The sequence below is a fragment of the Enterobacter sp. GER_MD16_1505_Eko_090 genome, assembly GCF_003331015.1.
GTDB lineage: Bacteria > Pseudomonadota > Gammaproteobacteria > Enterobacterales > Enterobacteriaceae > Enterobacter > Enterobacter roggenkampii.
In genome coordinates, this window is record NZ_PUQF01000004.1 from 66,079 (window position 1) to 82,247 (window position 16,169).

Annotated in this window: 15 protein-coding genes and 1 riboswitch; of the genes, 6 read left to right on the forward strand and 9 right to left on the reverse strand. The window is 59.4% G+C overall.

The genetic code is table 11. The features are described from left to right. Positions 1-8 precede the first annotated feature (8 nt). From ureC to plsY, 6 genes are all read right to left on the reverse strand, one after another. Complete coding sequence (ureC, locus tag C6A40_RS05885) at positions 9-1,712, reverse strand: urease subunit alpha (RefSeq protein ID WP_045334500.1); 1,704 nt, start codon at positions 1,710-1,712, stop codon at positions 9-11. After that, the gene (locus C6A40_RS05890; protein ID WP_045334498.1) at positions 1,705-2,019 is read right to left on the reverse strand and encodes an urease subunit beta; all 315 of its coding nucleotides are present in this window, start codon (positions 2,017-2,019) and stop codon (positions 1,705-1,707) included. The genes ureC and C6A40_RS05890 overlap by 8 nt, the downstream gene beginning before the upstream one ends. A gap of 10 nt (positions 2,020-2,029) precedes the next feature. Next, positions 2,030-2,332 (reverse strand): urease subunit gamma, encoded by a 303-nt coding sequence (locus C6A40_RS05895; protein ID WP_003862556.1) that lies wholly within the window; start codon positions 2,330-2,332, stop codon positions 2,030-2,032. 10 nt (positions 2,333-2,342) lie between these two features. After that, the gene (locus C6A40_RS05900) at positions 2,343-3,170 is read right to left on the reverse strand and encodes an urease accessory protein UreD (protein ID WP_045334496.1); all 828 of its coding nucleotides are present in this window, start codon (positions 3,168-3,170) and stop codon (positions 2,343-2,345) included. A 145-nt stretch (positions 3,171-3,315) separates the two neighbouring features. Further along, positions 3,316-4,785: an MFS transporter gene (locus C6A40_RS05905; protein WP_045334494.1), complete on the reverse strand. Its 1,470-nt coding sequence runs from the start codon at positions 4,783-4,785 to the stop codon at positions 3,316-3,318. Between the two features lie 90 nt (positions 4,786-4,875). Further along, positions 4,876-5,490 carry a glycerol-3-phosphate 1-O-acyltransferase PlsY gene (plsY, locus tag C6A40_RS05910; protein WP_008502955.1) on the reverse strand — a complete coding sequence of 205 codons (615 nt, stop codon included), beginning with the start codon at positions 5,488-5,490 and terminating at the stop codon, positions 4,876-4,878. Between the two features lie 107 nt (positions 5,491-5,597). Between plsY and folB the strand changes: the two genes are divergently transcribed. Beyond that, a complete protein-coding gene (gene folB / locus C6A40_RS05915; protein WP_008502956.1) occupies positions 5,598-5,966 on the forward strand; it encodes a bifunctional dihydroneopterin aldolase/7,8-dihydroneopterin epimerase in 369 nt (122 codons plus the stop codon). A 106-nt stretch (positions 5,967-6,072) separates the two neighbouring features. Further along, complete coding sequence (gene bacA, locus C6A40_RS05920; RefSeq protein ID WP_045334492.1) at positions 6,073-6,894, forward strand: undecaprenyl-diphosphate phosphatase; 822 nt, start codon at positions 6,073-6,075, stop codon at positions 6,892-6,894. A gap of 10 nt (positions 6,895-6,904) precedes the next feature. On the opposite strand, the gene C6A40_RS05925 is transcribed toward bacA, so the two are convergent. After that, positions 6,905-8,146 (reverse strand): multifunctional CCA addition/repair protein, encoded by a 1,242-nt coding sequence (locus C6A40_RS05925; RefSeq protein ID WP_008502958.1) that lies wholly within the window; start codon positions 8,144-8,146, stop codon positions 6,905-6,907. A 60-nt stretch (positions 8,147-8,206) separates the two neighbouring features. Next, on the reverse strand, positions 8,207-8,827 hold the full coding sequence (locus C6A40_RS05930) for a TIGR04211 family SH3 domain-containing protein (RefSeq protein WP_025912514.1): 621 nt from the start codon (positions 8,825-8,827) through the stop codon (positions 8,207-8,209). Between the two features lie 229 nt (positions 8,828-9,056). Here C6A40_RS05930 and C6A40_RS05935 point away from each other — a divergent pair, with 229 nt between their 5' ends. From C6A40_RS05935 to hldE, 3 genes are read left to right on the forward strand one after another with little or no spacing between them, the layout of a single operon-like run. Next, a complete protein-coding gene (locus C6A40_RS05935) occupies positions 9,057-10,358 on the forward strand; it encodes a CYTH domain-containing protein (protein ID WP_045334490.1) in 1,302 nt (433 codons plus the stop codon). Positions 10,359-10,379: 21 nt separating this feature from the next. Then, on the forward strand, positions 10,380-13,235 hold the full coding sequence (glnE, locus tag C6A40_RS05940) for a bifunctional [glutamate--ammonia ligase]-adenylyl-L-tyrosine phosphorylase/[glutamate--ammonia-ligase] adenylyltransferase (RefSeq protein ID WP_045334488.1): 2,856 nt from the start codon (positions 10,380-10,382) through the stop codon (positions 13,233-13,235). 40 nt (positions 13,236-13,275) lie between these two features. After that, the gene (hldE, locus tag C6A40_RS05945) at positions 13,276-14,706 is read left to right on the forward strand and encodes a bifunctional D-glycero-beta-D-manno-heptose-7-phosphate kinase/D-glycero-beta-D-manno-heptose 1-phosphate adenylyltransferase HldE (protein WP_008502962.1); all 1,431 of its coding nucleotides are present in this window, start codon (positions 13,276-13,278) and stop codon (positions 14,704-14,706) included. A gap of 114 nt (positions 14,707-14,820) precedes the next feature. On the opposite strand, the gene ubiK is transcribed toward hldE, so the two are convergent. Then, positions 14,821-15,117 (reverse strand): ubiquinone biosynthesis accessory factor UbiK, encoded by a 297-nt coding sequence (gene ubiK, locus C6A40_RS05950; protein WP_003862539.1) that lies wholly within the window; start codon positions 15,115-15,117, stop codon positions 14,821-14,823. Between the two features lie 119 nt (positions 15,118-15,236). Further along, positions 15,237-15,387, forward strand: a riboswitch (FMN riboswitch). 106 nt (positions 15,388-15,493) lie between these two features. Between ubiK and ribB the strand changes: the two genes are divergently transcribed. Further along, positions 15,494-16,147, forward strand: coding sequence for a 3,4-dihydroxy-2-butanone-4-phosphate synthase (gene ribB / locus C6A40_RS05955; protein ID WP_008502964.1), 654 nt, complete (start codon positions 15,494-15,496; stop codon positions 16,145-16,147). Positions 16,148-16,169: the final 22 nt, after the last annotated feature.

Below are 16,169 nucleotides of genomic sequence, written 5' to 3' on the forward strand. Positions count from 1 at the left end.
ATCACTCCTCAAAACAGGAAATAGCGTTGCGCCATCGGCAGAACGTCAGCCGGTTCGCTGGTAATCAGTTCGCCGTCGACGCGCACCTCGTAGGTTTGCGAGTCGACGGTGATGTTCGGTTGCAGAGCGTTATGGATCATGTCGGCCTTTTTCACCGTCCGGCAGCCTTTCACCACCGCCGTGGCGCTCTGCAGGTTGAGCTGCTGCGGGATGCCGTTCGCACTGGCGGCCTGCGAGATAAACGTCAGCCGCGTAGCGTGGCGCGCGGCGCCCAGCGATCCAAACATCGGGCGGTAATGGACCGGCTGCGGCGTGGGGATTGAAGCGTTGATGTCGCCCATCGGCGCGCAGGCGATCATCCCGCCCTTGACGATGGTGGCGGGCTTGACGCCGAAGAACGCCGGGGACCAGACCACCAGATCTGCCAGCTTGCCCGCCTCAATCGAACCGACTTCGTGGGCGATGCCGTGGGTGAGCGCCGGGTTAATGGTGTACTTGGCGACATAGCGCTTCACGCGGAAGTTGTCGTTATCGCCGGTCTCTTCCGGCAGCGCGCCGCGCTGGACCTTCATGCGGTGCGCGACCTGCCAGGTGCGGATAATCACTTCCCCGACGCGGCCCATGGCCTGCGAATCTGACGAGGTGAGCGAAAACGCGCCGATGTCGTGCAGCACGTCTTCCGCGGCGATGGTCTCCCGACGAATGCGGGATTCGGCAAACGCCACGTCCTCGGCAATATCCGGGTCGAGGTGATGACAAACCATCAGCATGTCGAGATGCTCGTCGATGGTATTGACCGTGTAGGGCAGCGTCGGGTTGGTGGAGGAGGGCAGAATATTCGGGTGCGCGCAGGCGGTGATGATATCCGGCGCGTGGCCACCGCCCGCCCCTTCGGTGTGGAAGGTGTGGATGGTGCGCCCGCCAATGGCGGCCAGCGTATCTTCGACAAACCCGGACTCGTTCAACGTGTCGCTGTGCAGCGCCACCTGAATGTCCATCTCTTCGGCCACCTCCAGCGAGCAGTTGATCGCCGCAGGCGTCGCGCCCCAGTCTTCGTGGATCTTCAGCCCGATGGCGCCCGCGGCAATCTGCTCGCGCAGGGCCGCCGGGTTGGAGCCGTTCCCCTTGCCGAGCAGGCCAATATTCACCGGCAGCGTATCGGCAGCCTGCAGCATGCGGGCGATATACCACGGCCCCGGCGTACAGGTGGTGGCGTTGGTGCCCGCCGCCGGACCGGTGCCGCCGCCGATCATGGTGGTGACGCCGGAGACCAGCGCCTCTTCCGCCTGCTGCGGGCAGATCCAGTGAATGTGGGTGTCGATCCCGCCAGCGGTAACGATCTTCCCTTCGGCGGCAATCACTTCCGTCGCCGCGCCAATCGGGATCGTCACGCCGGGCTGGATGTCCGGGTTGCCGGCTTTACCGACGGCAAAGATCCGCCCGTTCTTGACGCCGATATCGGCTTTCACGATCCCCCAGTGATCGACGATCAGCGCGTTGGTCAGCACCAGATCCACGCAGTCGTCTGCGGTCATCTGCCCTTGACCCATGCCGTCGCGGATCACCTTCCCGCCGCCGAACTTGACCTCTTCGCCGTAGATCGTGAGATCGTCTTCCACTTCAATCCACAGCTCGCTGTCGGCCAGCCGGACTTTATCTCCGGTGGTGGGGCCAAACATATCGGCATAGGCCCGGCGCGAAATGTCAGCCATGTTTCACCTCGCCCATTACCTCGCCGCGAAAGCCGACAATGCGCTGCGCACCCGAGACCTGAACCAGCGTCACTTCCCGCTTCTGGCCGGGTTCGAAGCGCACGGCGGTGCCTGCCGGGATGTTCAGCCGGTAGCCTCGGGTCGCCTCACGGTTAAACTTCAGCGCCGGGTTGACCTCGTAAAAGTGATAGTGCGATCCGACCTGGATCGGCCTGTCGCCGTGGTTTTCGACAATCACGGTTTGGGTTTCGCGCCCGACGTTGATCGCAATCGCGCCGGGCTGGATCTGGTATTCGCCTGGGATCATCACGCGCTCCTTAGACGATCGGGTTGTGGACGGTGACGAGCTTGGATCCGTCCGGGAAGGTGGCTTCCACCTGAATGTCCGGGATCATCTCCGGCACGCCCTCCATCACCTGGTCGCGCGTCAGGACGTGGCGGCCCGCCTCCATCAGCGAGGCGACGGTTTCGCCATCGCGCGCGCCTTCCATGATGAAGGCGCTGATCAGCGCGACCGATTCCGGATAATTGAGCTTTACCCCGCGCGCAAGGCGGCGTTCGGCAACCAGCGCGGCGGTAAACAGCAACAGCTTGTCTTTTTCTCTGGGAGTCAGTTCCATAGCGTTTCTCTTATGTCTGCCAGATGCGCGGCGAACAGGCGGTTTTGGTGGTGAGAAGCGGGCGAAGCGACTGCCAGACGTCGCGCATCACCCGCTGACAAATCAGGTTATCGTGGGAGAGAAAGCGCACCGACATGAGATCGTCTGCGAGCGTGGCGCCCGCATACGTATCCAGCGGGGCGAGCAGCGCACGCGCCGCGTCGAGATGTTCTTCTCTGGCCGGGTAGAACAGCAGCGTGCCAATCCACGGATGCCCGGCGACGGGCGTGAGATCGCCGTCGGCAAGGTGCTGACGTTCAATCAGACGTGGCTCGTCCTCAACCCAGACTTCAAGGCGGCTCTCCAGCGTGCCGTGGCTGAAGGTCTCATTGATTACCGGTCGTCCCAGGCAGTACAGCTCCCACGCCAGCAGCGTGCTGGAGGCTTTCAGGTGGAAGATGGAGCGCAGCGCGGCATTCGCACCGGGGAAGATAATGGTGTCCTGCGGCAGCCACTCCAGCGTGGATCCCTCATCGAGATGAAAGTGCTGATGCAGGCGAGCCTGCGGGCCGCTGCTGCGATAGAACTTGCTGGCGCCGGGCATGGTGATAAGCGCATGGCTTTTGGCGTCCAGCCGAACGGAAATGTCCAGCGTATCGCCGCCCACAACCCCGCCCGGCGGGTGCAGCAGGTAAAGGTGGCAGGTCTCGCCTTCAGGGTAAAACGGACGCTGAACGGTAAGCGGCCCGACGTGATGAGCGGAGTGCAGGAGGGTTTTCTCAGGGGTGTGACAAAACTGCAGGGCAAGCGACGCCTGCCAGCCTTTGTACGAATTATCAGTGACCTGAGCTGCTAACATGCTGCATCCATCTGCTCATCATCGGGGTCGTTTCAGTATGCCCTGGCAGAATTGAAGGCTGTCATATGAGTCGCTTATGGATGGTCTGTAATGTAGGCCGGGTAAGCGCAGCGCCACCCGGCAAGAAAAGCGATGACATTATTTATTATTCGCGGTAATCCTCCGCATCCACATCATACCCCGACGGCTCCCAGCGGATCGCCAGCAGCGAGGCCAGGCCGATAAATGGCGCCAGCGCAATCACCCAGAACACGGCGGTATCCAGCGAGGCGACCAGCAGCGGGAACAGGAACAGCGACAGCGTCGAGCTGCTGCGCATCAGCGTCTGGTTAAGGCCAACGCCGACGCCGCGCAGCGAGGTCGGGTAGCTCAGTGAGGCAAACGTCATGGTATGCGCGCCCGGGCCGAAGCCCTGGCCGAACAGGAAGAGCGCCAGCATTGCCACGGCAAGCACGCCTTCGGTGGCGCCTTCCGGACGACCAATCAGCCCCAGGCCCAGCAGCGCGACCAGCTGGCAGGCGTAACCCGCCAGCGACATCCGCCATGCGCCGAAGCGCGGCACGTAGCGTACCGCCAGCAGTCCGCCGACGAAGGCAAACAGCAGGTTAAGCACCAGAGAAATCAGGATGGTGGTCAGCATCGACTGGACAAAGAAGCTGGAGATGATCACCGGCAGACCAAACGCCACCGCGTTATAGGCGAACGAAGAGACGACGGACAGCAGCGTGGCGAGCGTGGTGCGCCGCAGATAGATCCCGCGAAACAGGTTCAGGTAGTTGGACCATTTCGCTTTATTCACGACGGGAGCTGGCTGGCTGAGCGCATCCTGCGGCACGTGGGCATTGATGTTATACGACTGACGTAAAATGGACGCCGCCTCCTTCAGGTTGCCCTGATTTGCCGCCCAGACCGGCGATTCGCTCATGTAGCGGCTGCGGATGGCGATAATCACCAGCGCGGGTACCGCGCCGAAGCCAAGGATCAGGCGCCAGAGCCAGTCGCTGTGGCTTTCCGGCAGTACGGCGTAGAAGAAGAGCACCAGCAGATAGGAGATACTGATGGCGGCATACCAGGTGGGGCACCACATGGCGACGCTGGAGGCCTTATTGCCGGGGCCTTTTAGCCTGGCGAACTCGCTTAAAAATGCCATCGCCACGGGAAGGTCGATCCCGACGCCAAGCCCCATGACAAAGCGGGCACCCGCCAGTACATATTCGTTCGGGGCCAGCGCACAGGCGATGGCGGCCACCACGAAGAAGAGCATGTCGGCCATAAAGACGCGATAGCGCCCGATTTTATCCGTGAGATAACCGCCGAGCAGCGCCCCGACAATCGCGCCAAACGTAATGGCGGACGCCACCATGCCGGTACCGGCGGGCGTCAGGTTAAATTCGCGGGTGATATCTTTTATGCCGAAGGCCAGCGCGCCCAGATCGTAGGCATCGAGGAAAATCCCGCCCAGCGCGATACCGATCACGATGCGAGCATTGGCCCGGCCCTGAGAACCATCATTAACGAGGCGTGAAACATCCGATGCGCTGCGCACCCACTGGATGTCGCCATCGGAACGTTTTCCTGCCGTTGAAAGGGGAGTTGTTTCTGTGATTTCTGCCATTTTCTTCTTATGTGGTTGTGTTGTGTCATTAACAGTTACCACAGGCAGAAGGTGACCAAAATCACATTTGGCTATAAGGCATAACTAACCTTACGGAGCGTCTTTTTTCTTCCTCTTGAGCTTCGTCCAGATTTTGGTCTCCTGACGACGCCACAGGCGCTGAATATTGTCGTGATGACGCAGCAGGATAAGGCAGGAGAGCATCGATACCGGGAAGGTGAACTGAGGTTTGAACCACCAGACGTAGAACGGGGCGATCAGCGCGCTGACGATAGCGCCCAGCGACGAATAGCCGCTCAGCAGAATGGTGAGCAGCCAGGTGCCAGCCATCACGCCGGTTAAATCCCAGCCGATAGGCGCAATGGCACCAAAGGCGGTCGCCACACCTTTACCACCTTTAAAACCGAAGAATACGGGCCAGATGTGGCCGACACAGGCAGCAATGGCAATGAGGCCCAGCCAGAACGGCGTGACGCCCAGCGCATACGCGCCCCAGACGGGTAGCATCCCTTTCAGAACATCAAAAATCAAAACCGCTACGGCTGCTCCCTTGCCGCCAATTCGTAGTACGTTGGTCGCTCCCGGATTCCCGGAACCACTTTCACGCGGGTCAGGTAACCCGGCGATGCGGCAGACCAGAATGGCGCTGGAGATTGAGCCGCAAAGATAGGCGAGGAGGATCATTCCAGGCGCGATTGCACTCATAACGCTGTTCCGTTTTGAAAATGTATCTGTATTCTCAGCATCTGTGGATAATACGCATAATTCGCCGGAAGTGGTATCCGGTTTAGCCAAAAAGCAGGCAGGTCGTGATGGATATTGTATTTATAGAGCAACTTTCGGTAATCACCACTATTGGTGTTTACGACTGGGAACAGACCATCGAGCAGAAGCTGGTGTTCGATATCGAAATGGGCTGGGATAACCGCAAGTCGGCAAAAAGCGATGACGTGAACGACTGTCTTAGCTACGCCGACATCAGTGAAACGGTCATCGGTCACGTGGAAGGGCAACGTTTTGCGCTGGTCGAACGGGTGGCGGAAGAAGTCGCAGAATTGCTGCTGAAAAAATTCAACTCACCGTGGGTGCGCATCAAGCTGAGCAAACCGGGCGCGGTGGCGCGCGCGGCCAATGTGGGCGTCATTATCGAGCGTGGCACAAATCTGAAAGGGAAGATTTAACGTCATAATAGCTAAACCATTTTAGGTTATACCGGTCTCAAGACTGTATCTTTATCGGTTGTCCGTACGGGACACCGTTTTTTTATATCTTTTTAGGGGTTTATAGATGAGCGATATGCACTCGCTGCTGGTGGCGGCAATACTGGGTGTGGTCGAAGGATTGACGGAGTTTTTACCGGTTTCCAGTACCGGCCATATGATCATTGTTGGCCATCTGCTGGGCTTTGAAGGCGATACTGCAAAGACGTTCGAAGTGGTTATCCAGCTGGGTTCGATTCTGGCGGTGGTGGTGATGTTCTGGCGCCGTCTGTTTGGCCTGATCGGTATCCATTTTGGCCGTCCACCGCAGCACGAAGGGATGAGTAAAGGCCGCCTGACGCTTATCCATATTCTGCTCGGCATGCTCCCGGCGGTAGTGCTGGGGCTGGTATTCCACGACACCATTAAATCACTGTTCAACCCGATTAACGTGATGTACGCGCTGGTGGTGGGCGGCTTCCTGCTGATCGCCGCGGAAGTGCTGAAGCCAAAAACGCCGCGCGCGGAAGGGCTGGACGATATGACGTATCGTCAGGCGTTTATCATTGGCTGCTTCCAGTGTCTGGCGCTGTGGCCGGGCTTCTCGCGTTCAGGCGCAACCATTTCCGGTGGGATGCTGATGGGCGTAAGCCGTTACGCCGCGTCAGAGTTCTCGTTCCTGCTGGCGGTGCCGATGATGATGGGCGCCACCGCGCTTGACCTCTATAAAAGCATCGGTTTCCTCACCACGGGCGACATTCCGATGTTCGCCGTCGGCTTCATCACCGCGTTTATCGTGGCGCTGATTGCCATCAAAACCTTCCTGCAGCTTATAAAGCGTATCTCGTTCATTCCGTTCGCGATCTACCGCTTTATCGTCGCGGCTGCGGTTTACGTGGTCTTCTTCTGACCGACTGCCCTCAGTCTTTTGGCTGAGGGCAATGCTTTTCCTTCCACTCTGATACCGCCTGAATCCGCCGTTTCGTCAGTTCTTCGCGAATGTCCGGGCCTTTGAATCCCGCCTCGACAACGTCCTTCGTCGGCACCGCTTTGGCTACCTCCCAGGCTTTACGCAGTAAACGTCCCTGCGGGTAGTCACAGGCTTCAAACCCGGTACGCCCGCGCACGTCAGCCTCGCTGGTGAGCGCGATCTGCTCCACGCGCTGGGGTTTGCGCCAGGCGTCGATGTTATCGAACAGCTTAACGATGGTGGCCGGTTTCAGGATCGGGAAGGTGTGGATCAGGTCGTGGAATTCGGCCACCAGTTTCGCCAGATCGCGGATTTCGTTCGGCACGCGCAGGCGCTGGCACAGCCCTTCGACCAGCTTCACCCCTGCCGGACCGTGCCCGTGATGCCGAGGCCAGAGCTCTTTTGGCGTTAAGCCTTTGCCGAGATCGTGGCACAGGGTGGAAAAGCGCACGTCCACGTCAGGGCTGAGCATGGCCGCCATGCTCAGGGTCATCAGCGTGTGCACGCCGGTGTCAATCTCCGGATGCCATTTCGCCGGAGCCGGTACGCCAAACAGCGCGTCTATTTCCGGGAACAGCACCTTCAGGGCGCCGCAGTCGCGCAGAACCTGGAAAAAGACCTGCGGGTTACGCGTGGTGAGCGCATTCTCGGTCTCTTTCCAGACGCGCTCTGGCGTCAGGTGTTCAAGCTCGCCCGCCTCGGTCATGGCGGTCATCAGCGCCATGGTCTCATCGGCAATGCGGAAGCTGAGATGGGCGTAACGCGCGGCAAAACGCGCCACGCGCAGCACGCGGAGCGGATCTTCAGAAAACGCCGGAGAGACGTGACGTAAGAGACGGTTGCGCAGATCGTCCTGGCCGCCATAAGCGTCAATAATCTGGCCGTGCTCGTCCTGCGCCAGCGCGTTAATGGTGAGATCGCGACGCAGGAGATCGTCCTCCAGCGTGACGTCCGGCGCGGCATAGCAGGTGAAGCCCGTATAGCCCGAACCTGATTTCCGCTCGGTACGCGCCAGGGCATACTCTTCGCGGCTTTTCGGGTGTAAAAAGACGGGAAAATCGCGGCCTACCTGCTGGTAGCCCGCGTCGAGCATCTCTTCCGGGGTGGCGCCCACCACCACCCAGTCTTTATCTTTGACCGGCAGACCTAACAACGCATCACGTACCGCACCACCGACCAGATAACTCTTCACGCCTGACACTCCCGTTTTCTCTTTTCCAGAATGATACGTAAGTCTGGCAGAGAAGACGAATTAGTTCATCCAGCGATCTTTACGTTTACGGCTTGGGATCAGGTGCGGCAGAACCAGACCCAGCACCAGACCGACGCCCAGCACGCCGCCGCCATACATAAACCACTGCATGATGATGGTGCGCTGTTTGTCATCGAGCTGCAGGTTGGCGGCATTCACTTTCTTCTGCGCGACAATCAGCTCGTTTTTCAGCTTCTGGTTCTCTTCTTTCAGGCCGTTAATCACCCCGTCGCTCTGCGCCACTTTCTGCTGCATCTCGGCGGTACGCTGGTTCCAGGTTCCGTCGATATTGTTCAGCTTGTCGGTCAGGGTTTTCACCTGATTTTCCAGATCCGGTACGCGGGTGCGCAGGCTTGGCACGGTGCTCAGCTCTTTCAGTGGGATCCAGGACGTGCGGCCAGAACTGTCGCGAACCTGACCGTAGTTGGTGTCCGCGTTGGTCTGTAACAGGGTGACTTCCTCGCCGGCATTTACCGTGCCCACGAGGCGATAATTATCTCCGGGGCCACTGCGTACCCAGGTGTTCAGTTCGTCAGAAACGTAACGCTTCTCTTCAGCGTGCACTGCGGTTGCGGCGCTAAAAGCGAGTAAAGTAAGTCCAATCAGGCGTAATTTAAGCATCATTAGTCGTTATTTTCATAAATAGTGGAACGATAGTAGTGGCAACAGTGTCTCTACGCAAAGCATTCATCAGCAATCAGAATCATCTGTGTCACGACTCTACACATTTACGCCCGTCAAATTGCTCATTGCATGGCAATTTGGCGCAAAATACTATGTACTGACAAACAAATGGCGAGGAAGTTCGCCCTCATTGACGCGTCTGTGACGCCCGCAAAAGTACAAGGCTATGGCTCAGGAAATCGAATTAAAATTTATCGTCGAAAAAGACAGCGTTGACGCACTCCGCCAGCATCTGCATACGCTCTCCGGCGAACACCATGCACCGGTACAACTGCTTAATATCTATTACGAAACGCCGGATAACTGGCTACGCCGCCACGATATGGGGCTGCGCATCCGTGGCGCGAGTGGGCGCTACGAGATGACGATGAAAATTGCCGGCCGCGTGGTCGGCGGGTTACATCAGCGTCCGGAATACAATATCGACATCAGTCAGCCAGAACTTGAGCTGGAACGTTTTCCGGCGGAAGTCTGGCCGGAAGGCGAGCTGCCTGCCACGCTGGCGGAGCAGGTGCAGCCGCTGTTCAGCACCGATTTCTGGCGCGAGAAATGGCTGGTGACGGAAGGTAAAAGCCGCATCGAAATCGCCCTCGATCTGGGTGAGGTGAAGGCGGGTGAGTACCAGGAGCCGATCTGCGAACTGGAGCTTGAGCTGCTGGAAGGGGACGCAAATGACGTGCTGAAGCTGGCGCGCAGGCTGGTGAACCAGTCTGGATTGCGCCAGGGGAGCCTGAGCAAAGCCGCGCGGGGTTACCATCTGGCCGCCGGAAATGCGCCGCGCGTGCTGAAAGAGACGACCATTTTGCGCGTTGCGCCGAAAGCCAGCGTTGAGCTGGGGCTGGAAGCCGCGCTGGAGCTGGCGCTTTCTCAGTGGCAGTACCATGAAGAGCTGTGGGTGCGAAATGTGAAAAACGCCAAATCCCACGTGCTGGCGGCCATTGCCCTGGTGCGCCATACCCTGACGCTCTTCGGCGGTATTGTTCCTCGCAAAGCGAGCGCTCACTTACGTGATCTCCTGACGCAAACCGAAACGCTGATGCTCTCGGACGTATCTGCGCAGACGGCGATCTACAGTCCGCAAGCCGCTTCGGCAAAACTGGCGCTGACCGAGTTTCTGGTGACGCGCGGCTGGCGCGCCTTCCTGGATGCGAAAGCCGAGGCCAAAATCGCGGAAAACTTTAAGCGTTTCGCAGACATTCATCTTTCCCGTCATGCCGCTGAACTGAAGAGCACCTTTGCGTATCCGCTCGGTGATAAGTATGGCGATCAGCTTCCCCGTCTTTCGCGCAACATCGACAGCATGCTGCTCCTTTCCGGTGCCTACGACGGGCCACAGGCGCAGGCGTGGCTGGAAAACTGGCAGGGGCTGAAGCATGCCATCGAAACCCGTCAGCATATTGAAATTGAGCATTTCCGTAATGAGGCCATTTCGCAGGAGCCGTACTGGCTGCACAGCGGAAAACGTTAACTCTGGCAAGGAACCCCTAGAATGCCGCTTTCTTCACCGTTACAGCAGCAGTGGCAGACCGTTTGCGAACGTCTGCCTGAGTCATTACCGGCGTCATCGTTAAGCGAGCAGGCGAAAAGCGTGCTCGTCTTCAGTGATTTTGTGCAGGAAAGCATCACCGTCTACCCGGACTGGCTGGCGGAGCTTGAGAACGCACCGCCGCAGGCGGACGAGTGGCGGCACTATGCCGGCTGGCTGCAGGCCGCGCTTGAAGACGTCGCGGATGAGGCGACGCTGATGCGCGTCCTGCGTCAGTTCCGCCGTCGTGTGATGGTGCGCATTGCCTGGGCGCAGGCGCTGGAACTGGTGAGTGAAGAGAGTACGTTGCAGCAGTTAAGCGAGCTGGCGCAGACGTTGATTGTCGCCGCGCGCGACTGGCTCTACGCCGCCTGCTGTAAAGAGTGGGGCACGCCGTGCAGCGAGGAAGGGGTTCCTCAGCCGCTGTTGATTCTGGGGATGGGCAAGCTGGGCGGCTGCGAGCTGAACTTTTCCTCCGATATCGACCTGATTTTCGCCTGGCCCGAGAACGGCTCCACGCGCGGCGGCCGTCGCGAGCTGGACAACGCCCAGTTCTTTACCCGCCTCGGCCAGCGTCTGATTAAGGCGCTGGATCAGCCGACGCAGGACGGTTTTGTCTACCGCGTGGACATGCGCCTGCGTCCGTTTGGCGACAGCGGGCCGCTGGTGCTGAGCTTTGCCGCGCTGGAGGATTACTACCAGGAGCAGGGGCGCGACTGGGAGCGTTATGCGATGGTCAAAGCGCGGATCATGGGCGACAGCGATGACGCCTACGCCAACGAGCTGCGCGCCATGCTGCGCCCGTTCGTGTTCCGTCGCTACATCGACTTCAGCGTCATCCAGTCCCTGAGAAATATGAAAGGGATGATCGCCCGTGAGGTGCGCCGTCGCGGTCTGAAGGACAACATCAAGCTCGGCGCGGGCGGCATTCGCGAAATCGAATTTATCGTCCAGGTCTTCCAGCTGATTCGCGGCGGGCGCGAGCCGTCGCTACAGTCCCGCTCGCTGCTGCCGACGCTGAGCGCCATTGAGCAGCTTCACCTGCTGCCGGACGGCGACGCGCAAACCCTGCGCGAGGCCTATCTTTTCCTGCGCCGTCTGGAAAACCTGCTGCAAAGCATCAACGACGAACAGACCCAGACCCTGCCGGGGGATGACCTTAACCGGGCGCGTCTGGCCTGGGGGATGCGCGTGGATGACTGGTCAACGCTGACCGAACGGCTCGATGCCCATATGGCAGGCGTGCGCCGCATCTTCAACGAGCTAATCGGTGATGACGAAAGCGAATCGCAGGACGATGCCCTTTCCGAGCACTGGCGCGAGCTGTGGCAGGACGCGCTCCAGGAAGATGACACCACGCCGGTGCTGTCGCACCTAACCGACGACGCGCGCCATCGCGTGGTGGCGCTGATTGCCGATTTCCGTCTTGAGCTGAACAAGCGCGCCATTGGCCCGCGCGGCCGTCAGGTGCTGGATCACCTGATGCCGCACCTGCTGAGCGAGGTCTGCTCGCGGGCGGATGCGCCGGTGCCGCTGTCGCGCATGATGCCGCTGCTGAGCGGGATCATCACGCGCACCACGTACCTTGAGCTTTTGAGCGAGTTTCCGGGGGCGCTGAAGCACCTGATTTCCCTCTGCGCCGCCTCCCCGATGGTGGCCAACAAGCTGGCGCGCTACCCGCTGCTGCTGGATGAGCTGCTCGACCCAAACACCCTGTATCAACCCACGGCGACGGATGCCTACCGTGACGAGCTGCGTCAGTATCTGCTGCGCGTGCCGGAAGAGGACGAAGAGCAGCAGCTGGAGGCGCTGCGACAGTTTAAGCAGGCCCAGATGCTGCGCGTGGCGGCGGCGGACATCGCCGGAACGCTGCCGGTGATGAAAGTGAGCGATCACTTAACCTGGCTCGCGGAGGCGATCATCGACGCGGTCGTGCAGCAGGCGTGGGTGCAGATGGTGGCCCGCTACGGCCAGCCGAAGCACCTTGCTGACCGTGAGGGGCGAGGCTTTGCCGTGGTCGGTTACGGCAAGCTCGGCGGCTGGGAGCTGGGATACAGCTCCGATCTGGATTTAATCTTCCTGCACGACTGCCCGGTTGACGTGATGACCGACGGCGAGCGCGAGATTGACGGGCGTCAGTTCTATCTGCGCCTGGCCCAGCGCATCATGCACCTGTTCAGCACCCGCACTTCGTCGGGCATTTTGTATGAAGTCGATGCGCGCCTGCGTCCGTCCGGCGCGGCGGGTATGCTGGTCACCTCAACGGAGTCCTTCGCCGATTACCAGAAGAATGAAGCCTGGACCTGGGAGCATCAGGCGCTGGTGCGCGCCCGTGTGGTGTATGGCGATCCGCAGCTCAAAACGCAGTTCGATGCCGTCCGTAAGGATGTGATGACCACCCCGCGCGAGGGCAGTACGCTGCAGACGGAAGTGCGCGAAATGCGCGAGAAAATGCGCGCGCACCTGGGTAATAAACACCGCGATCGCTTTGATATCAAAGCCGACGAGGGCGGGATTACCGATATTGAGTTCATTACTCAGTATCTGGTGCTGCTCCACGCGCACGACAAGCCGAAGCTGACCCGCTGGTCGGATAACGTGCGCATTCTGGAGCTGCTGGCGCAAAACGACATCATGGACGAGCAGGAGGCGCAGGCTTTAACCCGCGCCTACACCACGCTGCGCGACGAGCTGCATCACCTGGCGCTACAGGAGCAGCCGGGGCACGTGGCGCTGGACTGTTTTGTCGCAGAGCGTGCTCAGGTAACGGCCAGCTGGCAGAAGTGGCTGGTGGAACCGTGCGTAACAAATCAAGTGTGATATTATCGCGCGCAAATTGTGAATCTTTCTGGAGTCAGGAATGAAAGTAACACTGCCAGAGTTTGAACGTGCTGGAGTAATGGTTGTTGGGGATGTGATGCTGGATCGCTACTGGTATGGGCCGACCAGCCGCATCTCTCCGGAAGCACCGGTACCGGTGGTTAAGGTCGACACCATTGAAGAGCGTCCCGGCGGCGCGGCAAACGTGGCGATGAACATAGCCTCTCTGGGCGCGCACTCGCGTCTGGTTGGCCTGACCGGTATCGACGATGCGGCGCGCGCGCTGAGCAAGTCGCTGGCGGACGTGAACGTGAAGTGTGACTTCGTTTCTGTTCCGACCCACCCGACCATCACCAAGCTGCGCGTGCTGTCACGTAACCAGCAGCTGATCCGCCTTGACTTTGAAGAAGGGTTCGAAGGCGTTGATCCCGAGCCGCTGCACGAGCGCATTAACCAGGCGTTAGGCAATATCGGCGCTCTGGTGCTGTCCGACTACGCGAAAGGCGCGCTGGCCAGCGTGCAGACGATGATCCAGCTGGCGCGTAAGGCCAGCGTACCGGTGCTGATTGATCCTAAGGGCACCGACTTTGAGCGCTATCGCGGCGCAACCCTCCTGACGCCAAACCTCTCCGAGTTTGAAGCGGTGGCGGGCAAATGCAAAACCGAGGAAGAGCTGGTTGAGCGCGGCATGAAGATCATTGCTGACTTCGAATTATCTGCGCTGCTGGTGACCCGCTCCGAGCAGGGGATGACGCTGCTGCAGCCGGGCAAGGCGCCGCTGCATATGCCAACCCAGGCGCAGGAAGTGTATGACGTGACCGGTGCCGGCGACACGGTGATCGGCGTGCTGGCGGCGACGCTGGCGGCGGGGAACTCCCTGGAAGAAGCGTGCTACTTCGCGAACGCCGCGGCGGGTGTGGTCGTCGGTAAACTCGGTACCTCAACCGTGTCCCCAATCGAGCTGGAAAACGCGGTGCGCGGCCGTGCGGATACCGGCTTTGGCGTCATGACCGAAGAGGAGCTGAAAGTGGCCGTTGCTGCCGCGCGCAAGCGCGGTGAAAAAGTGGTGATGACTAACGGCGTGTTCGACATCCTGCACGCGGGCCATGTGTCGTATCTGGCGAATGCGCGTAAGCTGGGCGATCGCCTGATTGTGGCGGTGAACAGCGATGCGTCGACGAAGCGCCTGAAGGGTGAAACGCGTCCGGTGAACCCGCTGGAGCAGCGTATGATCGTGCTCGGCGCGCTGGAAGCCGTGGACTGGGTGGTGTCGTTTGAAGAAGACACGCCGCAGCGCCTGATTGCCGGTATTCTGCCGGACCTGCTGGTGAAGGGTGGGGATTACAAGCCGGAGCAAATCGCGGGCAGCGAAGAGGTCTGGGCCAACGGCGGTGAGGTGATGGTGCTCAACTTTGAAGATGGGTGTTCCACCACCAACATCATTAAGAAGATCCAGAAAGACAGTCAGTAAAAAACGGGCCTATTGGCCCGTTTTTTTATGTCGGGTGGCGGCTGCGCCTTACCCGACCTACGCGTTCATCCAGGCCCGGTAAGGCGTAGCCGCCACCGGGCACAACAGGCTGCACTATGCCTGGTCATCCACCGGTGGAATAGCTGGCGCTGGCTTCACTTCTTCCGGCGCATTGCGGTTTTCCAGCTCGGTCAGACGCTGTTCCAGCAGTGCCAGCTTCTCGCGGGTGCGCAGCAGAACCTGGGTCTGCACGTCAAACTCTTCGCGGCTGACGAGATCAAGGCGAACCAACTGCGCCTGCAGCGTCTGGCGGATTTTCTTCTCAACGTCATCACCAAATTCACGAATGCCTTTTGGCATAGACTCGTGAACCTGACGCGCAATTTGCTCAATTTTCTTCGGGTCAATCATTGTCGTTTCCCTTGATGAAAAGGTGTTAGTGTCCATTGTAGCGCGTCATGCCCGGGGTAAACAAAATTGTTTGATGCTTATGCATTGCCCAGGATAATCAATAGCGTTATAGTTATCTCGCTTATTCTCAGGGCGGGGCGAAATTCCCCACCGGCGGTAAATCAGCTTAACGCTGAAAGCCCGCGAGCGCTTTGGGTGAATTCTCAAAGGTCAGCAGATCCGGTGTAATTCCGGGGCCGACGGTTAGAGTCCGGATGGGAGAGAGTAACGATCCAGTCGGGCATGGGCCCGCTCACGTTATCTTTTTGCCGCTTATACGGCGCTCCTAAGACTGCCCTGATTCTGGTAACCATAATGTTAATGAGGTTTTTTTACCATGAATCAGACGCTACTTTCCTCTTTTGGCACTTCAACTCAACGTGTTGAACATGCACTGGATGCACTGCGCGAAGGCCGCGGTGTGATGGTGCTTGACGATGAAAACCGTGAAAACGAAGGCGACATGATTTTCGCCGCCGAAAACATGACCGTTGAACAGATGGCGCTGACCATCCGTCACGGCAGCGGCATCGTATGCCTGTGTATTACCGAAGATCGTCGTAAGCAGCTCGAGCTGCCGATGATGGTCGAAAACAACACCAGCGCCTTTGGTACCGGATTTACCGTGACCATTGAAGCGGCGCATGGCGTGACCACCGGTGTGTCTGCGGCTGACCGTCTGACCACCGTACGTGCCGCGATTGCTGATGATGCGAAGCCATCCGATCTGCATCGTCCAGGCCACGTCTTCCCACTGCGCGCGCAGGCGGGTGGCGTGCTGACCCGCGGCGGTCACACCGAAGCGACGATCGACCTGGTGACGCTGGCAGGCTTCAAACCTGCGGGCGTGCTGTGTGAACTGACCAACGACGACGGCACCATGGCGCGTGCACCAGAGTGCATCACCTTCGCGCGTCTGCACAACATGCCGGTGGTAACGATTGAAGATCTGATCGAGTATCGCCAGGCGCACGAGCGCAAAGCCAGCTGAAATGGCTGATGTGAAAAAGCCG

What these genes read in the sequence shown, in the direction of transcription:
- ureC (WP_045334500.1), bottom strand. Translation starts at nt 1,712, where the DNA reads ATGGCTGACATTTCGCGCCGGGCCTATGCCGATATGTTTGGCCCCACC.
- C6A40_RS05890 (WP_045334498.1), bottom strand. Translation starts at nt 2,019, where the DNA reads ATGATCCCAGGCGAATACCAGATCCAGCCCGGCGCGATTGCGATCAAC.
- C6A40_RS05895 (WP_003862556.1), bottom strand. Translation starts at nt 2,332, where the DNA reads ATGGAACTGACTCCCAGAGAAAAAGACAAGCTGTTGCTGTTTACCGCC.
- C6A40_RS05900 (WP_045334496.1), bottom strand. Translation starts at nt 3,170, where the DNA reads ATGTTAGCAGCTCAGGTCACTGATAATTCGTACAAAGGCTGGCAGGCG.
- C6A40_RS05905 (WP_045334494.1), bottom strand. Translation starts at nt 4,785, where the DNA reads ATGGCAGAAATCACAGAAACAACTCCCCTTTCAACGGCAGGAAAACGT.
- plsY (WP_008502955.1), bottom strand. Translation starts at nt 5,490, where the DNA reads ATGAGTGCAATCGCGCCTGGAATGATCCTCCTCGCCTATCTTTGCGGC.
- folB (WP_008502956.1), top strand. Translation starts at nt 5,598, where the DNA reads ATGGATATTGTATTTATAGAGCAACTTTCGGTAATCACCACTATTGGT.
- bacA (WP_045334492.1), top strand. Translation starts at nt 6,073, where the DNA reads ATGAGCGATATGCACTCGCTGCTGGTGGCGGCAATACTGGGTGTGGTC.
- C6A40_RS05930 (WP_025912514.1), bottom strand. Translation starts at nt 8,827, where the DNA reads ATGCTTAAATTACGCCTGATTGGACTTACTTTACTCGCTTTTAGCGCC.
- C6A40_RS05935 (WP_045334490.1), top strand. Translation starts at nt 9,057, where the DNA reads ATGGCTCAGGAAATCGAATTAAAATTTATCGTCGAAAAAGACAGCGTT.
- glnE (WP_045334488.1), top strand. Translation starts at nt 10,380, where the DNA reads ATGCCGCTTTCTTCACCGTTACAGCAGCAGTGGCAGACCGTTTGCGAA.
- hldE (WP_008502962.1), top strand. Translation starts at nt 13,276, where the DNA reads ATGAAAGTAACACTGCCAGAGTTTGAACGTGCTGGAGTAATGGTTGTT.
- ubiK (WP_003862539.1), bottom strand. Translation starts at nt 15,117, where the DNA reads ATGATTGACCCGAAGAAAATTGAGCAAATTGCGCGTCAGGTTCACGAG.
- ribB (WP_008502964.1), top strand. Translation starts at nt 15,494, where the DNA reads ATGAATCAGACGCTACTTTCCTCTTTTGGCACTTCAACTCAACGTGTT.